We start from the raw sequence: 16,043 nt of genomic DNA on the forward strand, positions 1-16,043 counted from the left end.
CCGTAAGTACAGAAAGCGGCTTTGATGATTCCGATGTTGGCGATGTGGCCGGGCAAATCATAAACGAACCACCGTTCTGCCGCCTGCCAGGGGTGCACCGGTTCCACCGTGAGGGAATATTGGCGTGATAGCATTTTGGCGCGCGCCAGATCACAGGTCAGATCACAGGTAATAGCAGGCACATCGGGCACTGTGACATGTCAACGATTCATCAAACCGCCGATAACCCCGTAACGATCGATGAGATCGTTCACGTGCTCTCGCATCGGCCTACCGCGACGACTCGCGAGCGCGAGTGGTCGGGGGTGACGGTGGACATGTATGCCCCGCTCCACGATATCTCCGAAAGATATCCCGCTCTCGATCATCATCTGATCTGTTACTGCCCGTCGGGCAGTGCCCGCCTCGTTCAGGGGCGAGATGGGAGCGTTCACGAAAGTCTTATTTCCCCCGGCGTCTCGATGCTCATGCCGGCCGGGTACGATTCGCTTTGGGAGGGAAGTGCTTCCGCGACGGCGCGATTGCGTATTCCCACCGCGCTTGTTGTGTCCGCAGGCGAGCAGATTGGGCGCCAAGGCACGACGCAGATAGAAATCAGGAATGTGTTCGCGACGCGAGATCCCGTGATCGAGCACTTCGCGCAAGTGCTTATCGCAGAACTCGACCGCACGGCTCATCCCGCGCAAACGCTGATCGTCGATCATGTGTCAATCGCGCTGGCGGCGCATCTGCTGCGAAGCTACAACGCGTATGACCCGGTCATTCCACGGGAACATCCCGCGTTGAGCAAAGTGGAAATTGCGCGGATTACCGAGTACATCGAAGACAATCTCGACAGGTCGATCGGACTCGCGGAACTGGCCGGCATCGTGAATGTGGGCCGTTTCCACTTCACGCGTCTGTTCAAACGCAGCACGGGTATGACGGCGATCGGTTTTGTCGAGCAATGCCGGATTCGTCGAGCGCAGACGTTGCTGCTTGAAACGAACATTGCGCTGTCGGAAATTGCGCTCATGACGGGCTTTTCAGACCAGAGTCATTTCACCCGTCGCTTTCATCGTCACGTTGGCTGTACGCCGGCTGCGTTCGCACGGGAGCACGGGCGACGACGACGCGTGCCGAAAGCGGAATGACTACCGGTCTGACGCGTGGTTTCGTGTCTGCATGCTGCGTACTAACAGATGATCCAGCGACAGTGGGCCAGGACCCAAGGCCATGATGCCCACGGCGAGCGACGCCCAATAGAGATGGAAATTTGCCCAGCCGTCCGGGAACACAAGCTGGATGACGCCTGTCATCACGAATAGCGCAAGGCCGACGAAGCGCGTTGCAAATCCCAACACGAGCAAAACGGGGAGCGTGACTTCTGCTATCGCAACGAGAAGAGCAACCGTGTCAGGGGCGGGAAACGGGTACGCGCCACCCAGAATATGCAACCTGAACTGATTTTCGAACAGATACAGCGTGACGGGCGAAATGGACAGCACGCCATCCCACCGGGTCAAACCTGAGCGAAAGAAAGGGAGCGATAAAGCAATCCGCAGCATGGGCGGTGCAACGAGCCAGCCGAACTTCTGGATCAAGCCGGCTGCCCGGCGCACCGTTGGTTCGAGACGCCCCTTTGTTGACGCGCTAAGCTGATTCATCGATGCCTCCCGGTTGGTCGGAACCCGAGGCCCGCGGATTCAATCCGGTAATCGCATCGATTGCGAACAAGTCTCGCAGCGTACCTGTCAGATCGAAACCGGCATTCTCGTCGAGCGCGCGGGTTGTCGCTTCAGTCATCGTTTGATTGGCCGCAATCGCGTTGATAAACGCGGCTGCGCCAACCGGCAGCGTGCGAATCTCGACCTCTGCGTGCGGACGCAGGACGAGCGCATCTTCGCCACCGATCGTGAAGTCAACCGCGCTCGTGTCGCCGCCGTCTATGTTCATCGACCATATCTGTACGACGGGGAAGCGGGATCGAATGACGCGTGCCGACGGATGCAGCGTGAGGCGCAGATGCGGAAGATCATCGGGCTCGATCCTGGCAAGAAGAGCATGATCCACCGCAGACGCCTCGGCGGCGTGGTAGGCCTGCGTCCACGCGCGCTCGAGTCGTGCGACGTCACTCAGATATGGCACGCTGCTCGCCGGTCCGAACGCCGCGATGAAATCCGAAAACGTCTCGCCATAGTCGAGCATCACTGGGGATTCCGGCGGTTCGTGCGCGGCGTAAATGCGAGCCATCGCCGCAAAGAACTCGTCGCCGACAATGCGACGCACAGCGGGAAACGCAGCCTTCAATGCGTCGACGAGTCCGGTGACAACATTGTTGCGGTACACATTGAAGCGCTTTTCGCCAGGTTGCAGATCGGGGCCGACGAGGCCAGCAGGAACGCGCATACCGGGATCCAGCAATGCCGACGCGAAGTGCTTTTGCCGCTCAAACAGGGAAACGATGGCCATTGCGCGCTCAACTCCGGGTCGATCGTTGAACCACGTTCGTCCACAAGTTGCGCAGACTGTCGACACCACCCGCCGTCGAACTCCAGAGCGTCGTGTCGCTGACCAGAAGGGTGCCGGCAAACGCGTCTGGCCGCGATTGCAGGAGCGCGTCGAAAGTCGCGCGATCACGTGCAAAAGGGTGCGGCGGCGCGTTCGTGTCGATACGCTGACGGGCGAGGACATCGAGTTTGTCGAACGCTTCGCCAACGCGCTCGAGGTGCGGCAGATGTGCATGCAGATTGAACGTGGTGACTCCGAGAAGCAGGCCGAGACGGTCAAGTTTTGCATCGGCTTCGACGGGCGCGGGCGTGCCGTCCGCTTCTGCCGCAGGCCGTAGACCGAAGCGGTTTTCCACGGGTACGCCAAGTCCTGCGAGAAGCGAGCGCGCGAAGCCGCCGAATCGTTGCCGTGGTGGGATTGTCCTGTCGCCGTGATGCTCGAACTCCGCGATCTGACGTGGCAACTGCTCGCCTGCGGGAAGATTCGCGACGTCGCCAATGTCGTGATGCGGGCAAACAAAGGCGAGATGATCGGGATGAGCCAGGAAAGCGCGGACCGCTTCGATCTCGTCGCTGTGCGCAGCTTGGGCTGTCCGCTGCGAATCGAAACTGATGACGATCAGCGTGTCGATTCCATCCAGGAGACGCGTGTCGAGTGGCGTGATGGCTCCATCGTTCGCAACACGCTCGATTTCCACTGCACGCTTGCCGGTCAGCGCCGCCGTCAGATCGGTGAACGCGGTGAAGTTGCGCTTCATGATGTGATCGAGAAAGCCCGCGATGCTCTGGTCGAACTGATGCGTGTCCGCGAGTTCATGAAATCTCGGGAAGACCATTCTGCGGCTTTCGAAAAGCGTCGGGAATCGATCCTCGATCACATGAAGCGGTGCACCCGTTTCGCCGGGGCGGCTCCAGGCGTAATAGACCAGGATGTGACGTTCGATCATGACGTCGTTACCTCCGCTAAATTGTGCTGCCGCGCAGTGACCGTTGCTGGGCGTGTGGCAGCTTTGAGGAGCCTGTCGGCCTGCTCTGCCTGCGCTTCGAGGGTAGACCAGTCCGGCACGTTCGCGTCCCATTCGATCAGCGTCGGTATTGGACCGGTTCTGCTCAACGCGTATTCGAAGAGATCCCATACGGCGCGAGCGACGTGACGGTCGTGCGTATCGATGAGCAGCGGGCGGCGCGTTTCGTCCTCCTCGTGCGCGTGGCCGGCGAGATGAATCTCCTGCACGGCTGCGAGCGGATAGGCATCGATATACGCGAGCGGATCCCACCGCTGATTGATCGACGCAACATATACGTTGTTGACGTCGAGCAGCAGTCCGCATCCCGTTCGTCGCGCGACCTCGGCAATGAAGTCCGTCTCCCGATATGTGCTTTCCTCGAATGCCAGGTAGGTCGACGGATTCTCGAGCAGGATCTGTCGTCCGAGCACGTCCTGTAGTTCGTCGATGTGATCGGCTACGCAAGCGAGGCTTCGCGCTGTGTAGGGAACGGGGAGCAGATCGTTGAGAAAACCGCAGTCGTGACTGGACCACGCAAGGTGCTCGGAAAACTGTGCGGGCTGATAGCGGGCAACGAGTGCTTTCAGCCGTTGCAGGTGATCGCAATCGAGAGGACGGTCCGCGCCAATCGACAAACCGACGCCATGAATGGATAACGGGTACGACTCGCGTATCGCCGAGAGGAATCGATGCGGCGGGCCGCCTGCACCCATGTAGTTTTCCGCGTGCACCTCGAAAAAGCCGATATCGGGCCGTGATTCAAGGACCGTCCGGTAATGTTCGGCCTTGAGCCCAACTCCGGCGCGCGACGGTAGTTGGTGTTGGGCATCGGGCGAGAGCGACTCTGACATAGCCTGGCGTTGTTTCGGATAAAACGGTGTAGCCGGGCTGGCGTCGCCCGGCGCATGTCGATATCAGGCCTTGGGAGACAGGCTCCCCGGTCCGTTCGGCGTAGACATGGTCGTGCAGGTTCCCTTGGGCACCAGCTTGAATGCGTTGCCCTGATAGTCGGTCGTGCTGGTTCCGGCGCAAGTCGTGCCCGCGCCCGCATAGCAATCGTTTTGCCCCTTGAGCGCCGTGCCGAAACAGGGTTCGACCTTGCCCGACTTAACGAGCGTCGTGTGCTCTGCCTGAATCTTCTTCTGGGCGGCCGTGAATTCTTCTGCGCTCGCGGAGGCGGCCGTCAGCGTGGCGAGGGCGGTGGCAAATGCACCGACGATAAGAGTAGTGGTTTTGTAATCGCTCATACGGTTTCTCCAGCATTAAGAGGGAGCAGCGATCACAAACATCGCGAGCCACTGGATGCCGTTGCGTGCGATCTGGACACGGGTCGCGGCCAGCCCCATTCGACCGGCAAGTGATGACGTGTCGCTGCATGAACAGCATACGGAGGGGCATCGCTGGAAGATTGCACGGAATTGATCCGTTTGGTACGGGATTGCGTGCAGAACCGGTTCGTCGCGAACGCGACGCCCGAGCCGGCTGAGCGGCGAATAGGCGAGCGGATTCGAACGCATTCAACGGATGCGCATGGAGCGTCGATTACGCGATTCAAGCAGCCGCTATTTCAGGAATAGGTACCGTGCGAAGTACGGTGAACTGCCAACCTGATGTTCTTGCGAACAGGTGTCGGACGGTGGCGTGCCGCCCACTGTATCGAGTCGCTGGACAAATCTCACGACCGACAAACTGCCTTCGGCCGTGCTATGGGTCTCGAGCAGCAGTTGTGGGATGCTGTTCGGACTCCTGGCGGGTGCTTGAGCAATCATGCGGCCGACAATCCTGCTGCCATCGGTAGCCTGCCAGGACGGTCCCGCATCGTGCTGGATGATCGCTTGACCGGCGCTATCGTAGAGCGTTGCTTTCGGCCTTTGGAAGACCCAGCCGAGACGATGTGCACTATCGAATTCGCACGCGTAGACCTGCACGCCTGTTGCGGTTGTGACTACGAATGGCTCAGTACCAGGAGGCACCAGCGAGGGTGGAGTTGCATCGGCCGCGTTTGCTGCGAATGGTGACGTCAAAGCGACGCAGCCGGCCACGGCTCGGACGACACTCTGCCGTTGCAACCCGGCGCAGAACCGGCGAACGGCGTTGAAAGCGTGATAGGCGCGGGGGAGCATATTGGATCCAGTTCAGATTTGTCGGCGACGTCTTCTCGGTCGCCTTACCAGAACATCTGGCTCTTCCGACTTATTCCATCACGACCATCGTCGAGCGGCGCATTCGACCGGCGAATTTCAAACCCAGTCGTGCAAATCATCAATTAAGTAGATAAATTCGTTGGATGAATTTGCGGGAAAACCCTATATTAGGTGCTCCCCCGTCCCATCGAGCTACGCCGTCATGCCGTCCCCCATCACATTCGAGCGCAAATCGCTGATCCGCCTTGCCGTCGTCACCGTGCTGACGGGCGTCGGCGCGGGGCTCGGCGGCATGCTCCTCGCGTTGCTGCTGCATGCCGTCCAGCACATCGCGTACGGCTACAGCCTCGATGCGATCGTCGGCGGACAAAGCTTTTTGCAAGGCGTCGACGGCGCGTCGCCCGAACGGCGCGTGCTAGTGATGACAGTCTGCGGGCTGGTCGCAGGGTTCGGCTGGTGGGCCGTGCGCCGTTTCGGCCGACCGCTCGTCAGCATCAAGCAGGCGGTGAAATCCCCTGACACGCCAATGCCGATGCTGAGCACGCTCGCCCATGCGCTGCTGCAGATCGTCACAGTCGCGCTCGGCTCGCCGTTGGGCCGTGAGGTCGCGCCGCGCGAAGTCGGCTCGCTGGTGGCGGGATGGCTTGCGCGTGTCGCGGGTCTGTCGGCGAACGAAACGCGCGTGATGATTGCCTGCGGCGCGGGTGCGGGCCTCGCCGCCGTGTACAACGTGCCGCTCGGCGGCGCGGTGTTCGTGCTCGAAGTGCTGCTCGTCACATTCGATGCAACCACCGTCGCGATCGCGCTCGTCACGTCGGTGATTGCCGCTGTGGTCGCGTGGATCGGACTCGGCGACGAGTCGCAATACGCGATTCCGGCGTTTGCACTGAGCGGCAGTCTCGTCGCGTGGTCGGCGGCGGCTGGCCCTGTGTTCGGCATCGCGGCCTACGCGTTCTCGCGCTTCACGGACCGCGCGCGCAATGCGGCGCCGGTCGCAGGCTGGCTGATGATCGTGCTCAATGTGCTCAACTTCGCGGCGATCGGCGTGCTCGCCGTGCATTTTCCGCAACTGCTCGGCAACGGCAAGGGCACCGCGCAACTGGGCTTCGATGGTCAGTTGAGCATCGGACTCGCGGCTGCGTTGCTGGTGTTGAAGGTGGTCATCAGCGCGAGCAGTCTGCGCGTCGGCGCGCATGGCGGTCTGCTGACTCCGGGGCTGACGGTGGGCGCGTTGCTCGCTGTCGTGCTCGGTGGCGCGTGGAATCTGGTCGGCGCGAGCGTGCCGACAGGCGCGTTTGCGCTCGTCGGCGCCACGGCATTTCTCGCTTCGTCGATGAACATGCCGATCACGGCAATTGTGCTGGTCGCCGAGTTCACGCACCTCGGGCACGACATGCTGTTCCCGGTGGTGTTCGCTGTTGCCGGCTCAGTCGGAGCGAGCCGTGTGTGCGCGATGCTGGCAAGCCGCGCTGCGGCTCATGGGGCGGCGAATGGACCGGCAGCCGTCACGGTCAATGCAGCGCAAGAACGTCCCGCTGCGATCAAGCTTCTGCCCGTCACACACAAGTGAAGACTGAACGGCGCATCGCATCCCATGCGAGCGACGCGCCGTAGTTCAGAACGTCTCCCAATCGGCTTCGGCGGCGCGGCTTGCGGTCGCTTCGACCTTCGATGACTGAGCGACGCCCGGCCTTGCAGCCACCGCGCGTGCAGCTTTAGCCGGCGCAACGGCAGCGGCTCGCATAACGGGCTTCGGCACAGCGGCACCCATGGCCGTCATCGCGCCTGCCTGTTGCCCGCCCGGCAGCCTGAACGTCGATACCACTTCACGCAACGTCGTAGCCTGCGACGCCATCGACTGCGCCGCAGCCGAAGCCTCCTCGACGAGCGCCGCGTTCTGCTGCGTCACCTCATCCATCTGCGAGATCGCGACATTGACCTGCTCGATGCCGCGCGACTGTTCGCCGGACGCGGCGCTGATCTCGCCCATCAGATCCGACACCTGACGCACCGACTGCACGATCTCGCTCATCGTGCGGCCCGCTTCGTCGACGAGCGCAGTGCCGCTATTCACGCGGGTCACCGATTCGTCGATCAGATCCTTGATCTCCTTTGCCGCCGACGCGCTGCGCTGCGCGAGCGTGCGCACTTCGCCCGCGACGACCGCGAAGCCGCGTCCCTGTTCGCCTGCGCGCGCTGCTTCGACGGCCGCGTTCAACGCGAGAATGTTGGTCTGGAACGCGATCCCTTCGATCACGGAGATGATCTGCGCAACCTGTTGCGAACTGTTCGAGATCCCGCGCATCGTATCGACTACGCGATTCACGACTTCGCCGCCGCGCGCCGCCGTTTCCGACGCACGCGTGGCGAGCGCATTGCCCTGGCTTGCGTTCTCCGCGTTCTGCCTGACGGTGGAGGTCAGCTCTTCCATGCTCGCTGCCGTTTCTTCGAGCGACGCGGCCTGTTCTTCCGTGCGCTGGCTCAGATCGGTGTTGCCGGCCGCGATCTGCGACGAACCTGTCGCGATGCTTTCGCTGCTCGAACGCACGCGGCTCACGGCATCGAGCAGACCTTCGTTCATGTGGCGCAACGCGCCGAGCAACTGGCTCAGTTCGTCCTTGCCGTCCACACGAATCGCAGCGGTCAGATCGCCGCGCGCGACCGTTTCGGCCACGTCGACGCAACGACGCAGCGGCGCGACGATCGAGCGCGTAATGACGACGGCGATGAACGCGCCCGCGACCAACGCGAGCGCCGACAGCACGATGGTCCAGATGCGCGCGCTCTGAAACGCGGCGGCGGCTCTCGCCACTTCATCGACGGAACCCTGATGATTCAGCTTGATGTCGCTGTCGATCAGATCGAGTGTCGCGGTGAAGCGCGTCGACGCTTCGCCTGCTGCAAGCTGGCGCGCTTCCGCTGCGCTGGATTCGCCCGCGTCGATCAGCTTTTCGATCTTCGCGTCGACGTCGAGATAACTGGCCCACGACGATTTGATGTTGTCGAAAATCTGCTGTTCTTCCGGCGACGAAACCAGCTTCGTATAGGCGTTCATCGATGCCGCGAATGCATTCATCGCGTCCGCGTGCTGACTGCGCACGGCACGCAACTGATTCGGGTCCGCGCTCAGCAGTTCGCGCAGCGAAAAGCGGCGTACATCATCCGCATCGCTGCGCATCTTGCCGAGCGTCTCGACGCTGGGCAGCCAGTCATTGCCGATCCGGTAAGTGCCGTCATAGATGTGTGACGACTCCAGCAGGGAGATGCCGCTGACCGCACAAAGCAGCACCAGAACGATTGCAAAGCCCGCGCCGAGACGCGGACCGATCTTGAGAGTGTTGAGAAAAGCCATTGACCGTCGTTTTTGCAGGTTGAACGAAATACGCCTGTCTTATCGACCGACGGATATCGCTTCTGCAATTAAGTTTCAAATATGACGAAGAGCCAACAGCGATGCTACTAGGGCATTACGGCGCGGCGTCGCGCGAAAGCTTGCGGTGTTGAGGTCGAAGCCGAATGACTTCAGGCGTCGATGGCTTCTGCGCCATTCGCGAACATCGACATGCTGCGCAAGATCCATTCGAGCAGTTCATTCGCCGCAGCGGCGAGCGGCCGTCCCGACTTCACGAGCAAACGCGCCTTTGCGCCCTGAAACAGCGGGTGATCGATCGGCACGATGGCGAGTTCCTGCGACTCCAGTTCGCGATAGGCCGCGAACTCGCCGATCAGTGTGACGCCGTCGCCATGCGCGACGAAGCGCTTGAGGGCCGTCAGAGAATTGCTGGTCAATGTGGCGCGGATTTTGATGTTCTCGGCGAATTCCAGCATCTTCGCCGCGTGGCCGATGCCGAACGTGGCCGGCATCAGCGCGAGCGGCCATTCGAGCAGATCCTTCACGCCAGCGGGCGTGCCGCGCAGCGACAGCGGATGATCGCGCCGCACCAGCAGGACGACGGGCTGCGCGGAACTCGCGCGATATTCGACGCGCGGATGCGGCGGCGGATTGTACGCAAGCCCGATATGCGCGCGGCTTTCGGCGACCTGATTGAGCAGATCGTCGACGGCGAGGCTTTCGATCACGACGTCCAGCTTCGGATACTTCGCGCAGAACGGCGCGATCACCTCTTCGATCAGCGGATCGACATAACCCTCGCTGACGGCCAGTTGCACTTCGCCTTGCTGAAGCCCTTTGAGCAGATGCAGTTGATCTTCGAGCTTTTCCTGCTGCGAGCGATAGCCGCGCCAGAACTCCAGCAGATGCGCGGCCGCTTCGGTCGGCTTGACGCCGCGCGCTTCACGCTCGAACAGCGTCGCATCGAGTTCCTCTTCGAGCAGCCTGATCTGGCGCGTGATGACGGAAGGCGATGTGTTGAGGCTGTCCGCCGCGCCGCGGATGGTCCCGTGCGACAGCACTTCATGAAAGTAGCGCAGCCGCTGCTGGTTGATTTCGCGCATGTCGGGCTTCTCCGGGTGCGTGCGTTGCCTTGTGGGCAACGAAGTGTGAACTTAGTTGCTCTTGCTCGCGTATTTTTACCCCGACAACATGGCGGAACGCAAGCACGGGACACAAACCCGACACACCGGAGACGAACATGACAGCGATACAGACCCTGAGGGAGAGCGACGCGGTTCGAGCCCTCTACAACCGGCTCAACTGGCGGTTGCTGCCGTTTCTGCTCGCCTGTTACATGTTTGCGTATCTGGATCGCGTGAATGTCGGCTTTGCGAAGCTGCAGATGCAGAGCGATCTCGGTTTCTCGGATGCCGCATATGGCGTGGGCGCGGGGATCTTCTTTCTTGGCTATGTGCTGTTCGAATTGCCGAGCAATCTGCTGCTGCCGAAAATCGGCGCGCGCAAGACCTTCAGCCGCATCCTCGTACTGTGGGGCCTGACGTCGGCGAGCATGCTGTTCGTGCACAACGTGCCGATGTTCTACGGCATGCGTTTCCTGCTCGGTATTTTCGAAGCGGGCTTCGCACCGGGCATGATCTATTACCTGTCGTGCTGGTACGGACCGACGCGCATGGCGCGGGCGATTGCGATCGTGTTTCTTGCAGGACCGCTGGGCGGGATCGTTGGCGGGCCGTTGTCGGCGTGGCTGATTTCGGCGCTCTCGGGTGTGCATGGACTGGCCGGCTGGCAATGGATGTTTCTCGTCGAAGGCCTGCCGTGCATTGCGCTCGGCGTGCTCACGCTGTTCGTGCTGTCGAACCGTCCCGCCGACGCCCGCTGGCTGAATGCCGACGAAAAGCAGCTGCTCGAAAGCGAAACGGGCGCGGCGCAGGCGCACAACCATTCGTTCAAGGCGGTTGCACGCGACCCGCGTGTCTACGTGCTGGCGCTCGCGTACTTCTCGATCATCTTCCCGATCTACGCGATCAGCTTCTGGCTGCCGACATTCATCAAGGAGCAGGGCGTCACCGACACGCTGCGTCTGGGCTGGTATGCGGCGATTCCGTACGTCGCGGCGGGCATCGGCATGTATGTCGCGGGGCGAAGGTCGGACCGCACGGGCGAGCGGCGTCTTCACTGCGCGATTCCCGCGCTGACGGGCGCGCTGTTGCTGGTCGCGTCGATTTTCACGCAAGGGCATCTGTTCGCGACGCTTGCTTTGCTGACCGCCGCGACCGCCATGATGTGGATGGCCTACACCGTGTTCTGGGCAATGCCCGCCGAGTACATCAAGGGACCGGCAGCTGCGGGCGGCATTGCGCTGATCAACACGATTGGGCTGTCGGGTGGCTTCTGGGGACCGGCTGCCATCGGCTGGGCGCGCACGGCGACGGGCAATTCGAGTCTCGCGCTGCTCGTGATGGCCTGCATGCCCGTGATTGCAGGCGTGCTGATTCTCGCCAGCAGCCGGGCTCGCAAGCCTGCACATGAAGCGGCGGAACTGACGTTCAGCCCTGAATCGAACTGAGTTCATCCCGCTTAAGCACTGACAGCACGAGGACGAAACGCATCATGAAGATCCTGATCGCCGGTTTTCAGCACGAGACCAACACGTTTGCGCCGACAAAGGCGTCGTATCAGAGCTTTGTTCAGGGCGAAGGGTTTCCGCCTTTGACGCGCGGTGCCGACGTGATGACGCTGCGCGACGTGAATGTGCCGATTGGCGGTTTTATCAAGGCGGCGGAGGCGGCGGGCCATGAATTGATTCCCGTGATCTGGGCGGGCGCGAGCGCGTCGGCGCATGTGACTGAAGATGCCTATGAACGCATCGCAGGCGAGACCGTCGATGCCGCGCGAGCGGGCGGGTTCGATGCGATCTATCTGGATCTGCATGGCGCGATGGTCGCCGAGCATATCGACGATGGCGAAGGCGAGTTGCTTGCGCGTGTGCGCGGCGTCGTGGGCGATGCGATGCCGCTCGTCGTGTCGCTCGATCTTCACGCGAATGTGACCGACAGGATGCTGCGGCTCGCGGATGCGATCGTTGCGTACCGAACCTATCCGCATGTCGATATGGCGGAGACGGGCGAGCGTGCGGCCGCGCTGCTGTTCAGGTTGATCGACGATACGCGAGTGTTGAAATGCGTGTCGCGGCGCATTCCGTTTCTGATTCCGGTGAATTCGATGTGCACGCTCGTCGAACCCGCGCTCGGTATATACGACGTGCTGGGTACGCTCGAAGCGGATTCGATTGCGTCGCTGTCTTTTGCGCCGGGTTTCCCGGCCGCGGATTTTCCGGAATGCGGGCCGGTGATATGGGGCTATGGCTACGACGAAGCCGCGCTCACGAAGACGATCGATTCTCTCTACTCGCGCATGCTCGCCGACGAATCGAAATGGGACGTGCAGTTTCTGTCGCCCGACGAAGCCGTCGTTGAAGCATCGCGCCTCGCGCAGCATGCGGATAAGCCCGTAATCATCGCCGATACGCAGGACAACCCCGGCGTGGGTGGCGATTCGAACACGATGGGGATGGTGCGCGCGCTGTTGCGCCATCGGGTGCAGGATGCGGCCGTCGGCGTGATTTGGGACGCGGAGGCGGCGGCAGCGGCGCATCGTGCAGGCGTGGGCGCGCGTATCGAACTTGCGCTGGCCGGACGCTCGGGCGTGCCGGGCGATGAACCGCTACATGGCGTGTTCGAAGTGGAGCATCTGTCGGCTGGGCGCTTTCGCTTCGACGGTCCGATGATGAACGGCATGCAGGGCGATCTCGGACCGGTGGCGTGCCTGCGCATCGATGGCGTGCGGATCGTGGTCAGCACGATCAAGATGCAGATTTTCGAGCGCAACTTCTTTCGTGTGGCGGGTGTGGAGCCTGAGCGGATGAAGGTCCTCGTGGTGAAAAGCTCGGTGCATTTCCGCGCGGATTTTCAGGCGGCTGCGCATGCGGTTCTGGTGGCGAAAGCGCCAGGGCCGATGGCGGCGGATCCGGCAGATTTGCGTTGGAAGCGGCTAGCCGGGCATATGCGTGTGCGGCCGATGGGGCGGGTGTTTGGGGAATTGAGCGGGAACCAGGCAAGTGAAAGTCATGCCGGGTGCCATTCCTCTGGCAGCGTCGCTGAACAGATATGACGTACGCGATGTTATCCAACGTCGTAAATTGATGAACGTGCAATGACGCGATTCGTGCCGCGCTGACAGCGGCACATAACGATATCGCCGTCGCGCACGCCACGCGTGCCTCCCATTCCCCAGTTCTGCGCAGTGCCATAGATCGGGCCGTTTTGTCCGCAGCGCGGGCAAGATGCAAGCCCCATGTGCTGGGCGAGCGGTTGCCCGTTGTCCAGCATCGTCGCATCACCTTCCAGCACTCGACCACGCGTCGTGGTCATATTTCCTTTGAGCGCAATTAATTTCGTCATATGCTTTCTCCCTATTTGATGCAGATTAATTATTTTATTTAACGTCCATATCACGCAGTGCGAACTGATGTTGTAAAGGTTTGCAAAACGTGAGGGGTGTCAATTTAAATTAAAACTGTAGGATAACTATGCTTTTCAAAAAGATTTACTAACCGTAATCTGTTGGCTCGAAAGGATTTCGACGTGCGCGCATCGACTGTACTGTCACTGCACTCCTGATCCATTCGTGACACAGGTTAAGGCGAGGGAGTACGAATGGTAAGTCTGTTGGAGGAAAGCAGCGCACGCATGCAGGATTTGATGGCCGTGACAGGACGCCAGGCATATTTTCTCGACGTGCCGGGGGCCATCAGCGCAGCGGAACTTTCAGTTGTATCGTTCGAAGCCAGCGAACGCATGGGTGCGCCTACGGAGGTTCGCATCCAGCTCACTCACCCGGGCACGATCCGACGTCAGGATTATCTGAACCGGGACGCGACATTTCTGATCGAGCCAACCGCTGGTGTAACGCGCCGCTTCTCCGGGTTCATAGCGTCGTTCTCGACGCTCAAGACCACAAAAGACTTCACCGCCTATGAAGTCGTTGTGAAATCCCACTTTGCCCGCCTGGGTGCTGTCGTCACAAGTCAGATCTATCAGCATCAGACAACGCCTGAAATCGTCGAGGCTGTGTTGCGACGTCATGGGCTGAAAGGCCATCAGTTCGTCTTCCGCTTACGTCGGACCTATCCGCAGCATCTGTTCCGCTTCCAGTATCGGATGAGCGATCTCGACTTTGTCCAGATGATGATGCAAAAGGCGGGTATTTACTGCTATACGCTCGATACCGAGCACGGCGATCAGATTGTGTTCGGAGATGACATTGACCACTACATCTATGAGCCGCTGATCGAGGTGTTACATCGCGAGAACGCGGGTCTCGAAGCAGCGATCGAGTCGGTGTTTGCGTTGCGGAGCCACGCATGGACTGTACCGCAGTCGTTCACGGTAGCCGACTATAACCCCGAGCAGGCCTGGGAACGCCTCAGGGGCGACGCGAACGTCGCGCCTCAGGATCCAACCACCTACGGGCAGCCCTATATCTACGGTACGCATCACCTCGATCAGGCGAGCGCGAAATGGGAAGCACAGCTTCGTCATGAAGCGGCGATTGCATGGCAGGTCGTCTATGAAGGCGAAAGCAATGTACTCGCACTACAGCCGGCGCGGATTCTCCATATCGACCAGCCTCTGCCCGATGCACCTGACGGTCAGGTCGTAATCGCGGTGACGCATCGCGGCGCGCGCGATACGGCGTACGCCAATATCTACCAGGCTATTCCGTCCGACCGGCGCTTCCGGTTGAGGCTCGAGGAATCGACATGGGCAAGAATTCCCGGGTCGCTGTCGGCACGAGTGACTTCACCCGATCAATACAAATATGCGTACCTGACTTCCGCCGGTTACTACACCGTGCGGTTCGACCTGGATTTTGCACCTTGGCCTGCTGGCGGCGAGAGCGTGCCGCTGCGTCTCGCGAAGCCGTTCGCGGGCGCGCTACAGACGGGCTTCCACTTTCCGGCATTGGACGGCACAGAGGCGGTGGTCGAGTTCAGGGACGGAGATCCTGACAAGCCATATATCGCGGCATTTCATCACCACAGTCAGGCTGTGGATCACGTTACGAGCGATCGGCGCTGGCTTTCGCGCAACGTGATTCGCACGCAGAGCAACAACAAGTTGCGAATGGAAGATTGGGAAGGGCAGGAAGGTATCAAGCTGTCGACCGAACATTCGGGCAAGTCGCAGTTGAATCTCGGCTATCTCGTCAACCAGAAGCTCGAACCACGAGGCGAAGGCTTCGAACTGCGCACATCCGGCTATGGCGCGATTCGCGCGGGGAAAGGGCAGTACATCACGGCGTATGACCGACCCGGTGCAAATGGTCAGCAACGGGATATGCAGGAGACCATCGCGCAACTTGAAAATGCGCTGGAACTGGCCAAAGCGCTCGCAGACTCCGCTCGTAGTGCGAAAGCCATTCCCGCCGACACTGATGCGCAGCGGCAGAGCAATGAGGAACTCGACGGCCTGAACAAGCCGGGCTTGCTCGCGAGCGCGCCGGCATCGGTGGGTATCGTGTCGGGCAGCGGCATTCAGATGGCAGCAAAGGGAAGTGTGAGCGCGGTGGCGGGCCAGAACACCGACATTAGCGTCGCGAGGCGTTTTACCGTGGCCGCGGGTGAACTCGTATCGATGTTCGCGCAGAAGCTTGGGATGAAACTGATTGCGTCGAAAGGTCCGATCGACGTGCAGGCGCAGAGCGATGCAATGTCGTTGCTGGCCGACAAGGACGTGACGATGACAAGCGTCAACGGAACGTTGAGGATCGCCGCCGCCAAGGAACTGATTGTCGAATGTGGCGGCGCCTTCATCCAGTTGAAGGACGGCAATATCACGCTAGGCGGCCCTTTGGACCTGCTTCTGAAGGTCGTCACGGTGCAGAAACAGGGTGCGCAGTCGATGAATAACAATCCGACGCTGCCTCAGGGCGACGGCTCGATTCCTCAAAGCCGCGCGGACCATTACTCCAACTGACATCGACGGAC

General features: G+C 60.9%; 14 protein-coding genes. 5 read left to right on the forward strand and 9 right to left on the reverse strand.

Going from position 1 to position 16,043, the window contains the following annotated elements; translation table 11 throughout:
- The first annotated feature begins 197 nt into the window (after positions 1-197).
- Positions 198-1,133 carry an AraC family transcriptional regulator gene (locus tag G3O01_RS01300; protein WP_205802628.1) on the forward strand — a complete coding sequence of 312 codons (936 nt, stop codon included), beginning with the start codon at positions 198-200 and terminating at the stop codon, positions 1,131-1,133.
- Here the strand turns inward: G3O01_RS01300 and G3O01_RS01305 are convergent, their stop codons facing one another.
- From G3O01_RS01305 to G3O01_RS01330, 6 genes are all read right to left on the reverse strand, one after another.
- Positions 1,134-1,646 carry a DoxX family protein gene (locus G3O01_RS01305; RefSeq protein WP_205802629.1) on the reverse strand — a complete coding sequence of 171 codons (513 nt, stop codon included), beginning with the start codon at positions 1,644-1,646 and terminating at the stop codon, positions 1,134-1,136.
- On the reverse strand, positions 1,633-2,451 hold the full coding sequence (locus tag G3O01_RS01310; RefSeq protein WP_205802630.1) for a DNA-binding domain-containing protein: 819 nt from the start codon (positions 2,449-2,451) through the stop codon (positions 1,633-1,635). The genes G3O01_RS01305 and G3O01_RS01310 overlap by 14 nt, the downstream gene beginning before the upstream one ends.
- Before the next feature lie 7 nt (positions 2,452-2,458).
- Complete coding sequence (locus G3O01_RS01315) at positions 2,459-3,436, reverse strand: hypothetical protein (RefSeq protein ID WP_205802631.1); 978 nt, start codon at positions 3,434-3,436, stop codon at positions 2,459-2,461.
- Positions 3,433-4,347 carry a DUF692 domain-containing protein gene (locus tag G3O01_RS01320; RefSeq protein ID WP_205802632.1) on the reverse strand — a complete coding sequence of 305 codons (915 nt, stop codon included), beginning with the start codon at positions 4,345-4,347 and terminating at the stop codon, positions 3,433-3,435. Before G3O01_RS01320 ends, G3O01_RS01315 begins: the two co-directional genes overlap by 4 nt.
- A gap of 63 nt (positions 4,348-4,410) precedes the next feature.
- Positions 4,411-4,743 (reverse strand): DUF2282 domain-containing protein, encoded by a 333-nt coding sequence (locus tag G3O01_RS01325; protein ID WP_205802633.1) that lies wholly within the window; start codon positions 4,741-4,743, stop codon positions 4,411-4,413.
- A 315-nt stretch (positions 4,744-5,058) separates the two neighbouring features.
- A complete protein-coding gene (locus tag G3O01_RS01330) occupies positions 5,059-5,619 on the reverse strand; it encodes a DUF3455 domain-containing protein (RefSeq protein ID WP_205802634.1) in 561 nt (186 codons plus the stop codon).
- 223 nt (positions 5,620-5,842) lie between these two features.
- Here G3O01_RS01330 and G3O01_RS01335 point away from each other — a divergent pair, with 223 nt between their 5' ends.
- The gene (locus G3O01_RS01335; RefSeq protein WP_205802635.1) at positions 5,843-7,210 is read left to right on the forward strand and encodes a chloride channel protein; all 1,368 of its coding nucleotides are present in this window, start codon (positions 5,843-5,845) and stop codon (positions 7,208-7,210) included.
- Between the two features lie 45 nt (positions 7,211-7,255).
- On the opposite strand, the gene G3O01_RS01340 is transcribed toward G3O01_RS01335, so the two are convergent.
- Positions 7,256-8,992 (reverse strand): methyl-accepting chemotaxis protein, encoded by a 1,737-nt coding sequence (locus G3O01_RS01340; protein ID WP_205802636.1) that lies wholly within the window; start codon positions 8,990-8,992, stop codon positions 7,256-7,258.
- Between the two features lie 170 nt (positions 8,993-9,162).
- Positions 9,163-10,095, reverse strand: coding sequence for a LysR family transcriptional regulator (locus G3O01_RS01345; RefSeq protein WP_205802637.1), 933 nt, complete (start codon positions 10,093-10,095; stop codon positions 9,163-9,165).
- 137 nt (positions 10,096-10,232) lie between these two features.
- Here G3O01_RS01345 and G3O01_RS01350 point away from each other — a divergent pair, with 137 nt between their 5' ends.
- Positions 10,233-11,561 (forward strand): MFS transporter, encoded by a 1,329-nt coding sequence (locus G3O01_RS01350; RefSeq protein WP_205802638.1) that lies wholly within the window; start codon positions 10,233-10,235, stop codon positions 11,559-11,561.
- Positions 11,562-11,605: 44 nt separating this feature from the next.
- Positions 11,606-13,165, forward strand: a complete 1,560-nt coding sequence (locus G3O01_RS01355; RefSeq protein WP_205802639.1) for a M81 family metallopeptidase — start codon at positions 11,606-11,608, stop codon at positions 13,163-13,165.
- Positions 13,166-13,176: 11 nt separating this feature from the next.
- Here the strand turns inward: G3O01_RS01355 and G3O01_RS01360 are convergent, their stop codons facing one another.
- Positions 13,177-13,455, reverse strand: coding sequence for a PAAR domain-containing protein (locus G3O01_RS01360; protein WP_205802640.1), 279 nt, complete (start codon positions 13,453-13,455; stop codon positions 13,177-13,179).
- 255 nt (positions 13,456-13,710) lie between these two features.
- On the opposite strand from G3O01_RS01360, the gene vgrG reads away from it, so the two are divergent.
- Complete coding sequence (gene vgrG, locus G3O01_RS01365) at positions 13,711-16,032, forward strand: type VI secretion system Vgr family protein (RefSeq protein WP_205802641.1); 2,322 nt, start codon at positions 13,711-13,713, stop codon at positions 16,030-16,032.
- The last annotated feature ends 11 nt before the right edge of the window (positions 16,033-16,043 follow it).

It is taken from the genome of Burkholderia sp. Ac-20365, assembly GCF_017104715.1.
Classification (GTDB): Bacteria; Pseudomonadota; Gammaproteobacteria; order Burkholderiales; family Burkholderiaceae; genus Paraburkholderia.

Excerpts from the sequence above, each read along its gene's own strand:
- G3O01_RS01300 (WP_205802628.1), top strand. The coding sequence starts at position 198 with ATGTCAACGATTCATCAAACCGCCGATAACCCCGTAACGATCGATGAG.
- G3O01_RS01305 (WP_205802629.1), bottom strand. The coding sequence starts at position 1,646 with ATGAATCAGCTTAGCGCGTCAACAAAGGGGCGTCTCGAACCAACGGTG.
- G3O01_RS01310 (WP_205802630.1), bottom strand. The coding sequence starts at position 2,451 with ATGGCCATCGTTTCCCTGTTTGAGCGGCAAAAGCACTTCGCGTCGGCA.
- G3O01_RS01315 (WP_205802631.1), bottom strand. The coding sequence starts at position 3,436 with ATGATCGAACGTCACATCCTGGTCTATTACGCCTGGAGCCGCCCCGGC.
- G3O01_RS01320 (WP_205802632.1), bottom strand. The coding sequence starts at position 4,347 with ATGTCAGAGTCGCTCTCGCCCGATGCCCAACACCAACTACCGTCGCGC.
- G3O01_RS01325 (WP_205802633.1), bottom strand. The coding sequence starts at position 4,743 with ATGAGCGATTACAAAACCACTACTCTTATCGTCGGTGCATTTGCCACC.
- G3O01_RS01330 (WP_205802634.1), bottom strand. The coding sequence starts at position 5,619 with ATGCTCCCCCGCGCCTATCACGCTTTCAACGCCGTTCGCCGGTTCTGC.
- G3O01_RS01335 (WP_205802635.1), top strand. The coding sequence starts at position 5,843 with ATGCCGTCCCCCATCACATTCGAGCGCAAATCGCTGATCCGCCTTGCC.
- G3O01_RS01340 (WP_205802636.1), bottom strand. The coding sequence starts at position 8,992 with ATGGCTTTTCTCAACACTCTCAAGATCGGTCCGCGTCTCGGCGCGGGC.
- G3O01_RS01345 (WP_205802637.1), bottom strand. The coding sequence starts at position 10,095 with ATGCGCGAAATCAACCAGCAGCGGCTGCGCTACTTTCATGAAGTGCTG.
- G3O01_RS01350 (WP_205802638.1), top strand. The coding sequence starts at position 10,233 with ATGACAGCGATACAGACCCTGAGGGAGAGCGACGCGGTTCGAGCCCTC.
- G3O01_RS01355 (WP_205802639.1), top strand. The coding sequence starts at position 11,606 with ATGAAGATCCTGATCGCCGGTTTTCAGCACGAGACCAACACGTTTGCG.
- G3O01_RS01360 (WP_205802640.1), bottom strand. The coding sequence starts at position 13,455 with ATGACGAAATTAATTGCGCTCAAAGGAAATATGACCACGACGCGTGGT.
- vgrG (WP_205802641.1), top strand. The coding sequence starts at position 13,711 with ATGGTAAGTCTGTTGGAGGAAAGCAGCGCACGCATGCAGGATTTGATG.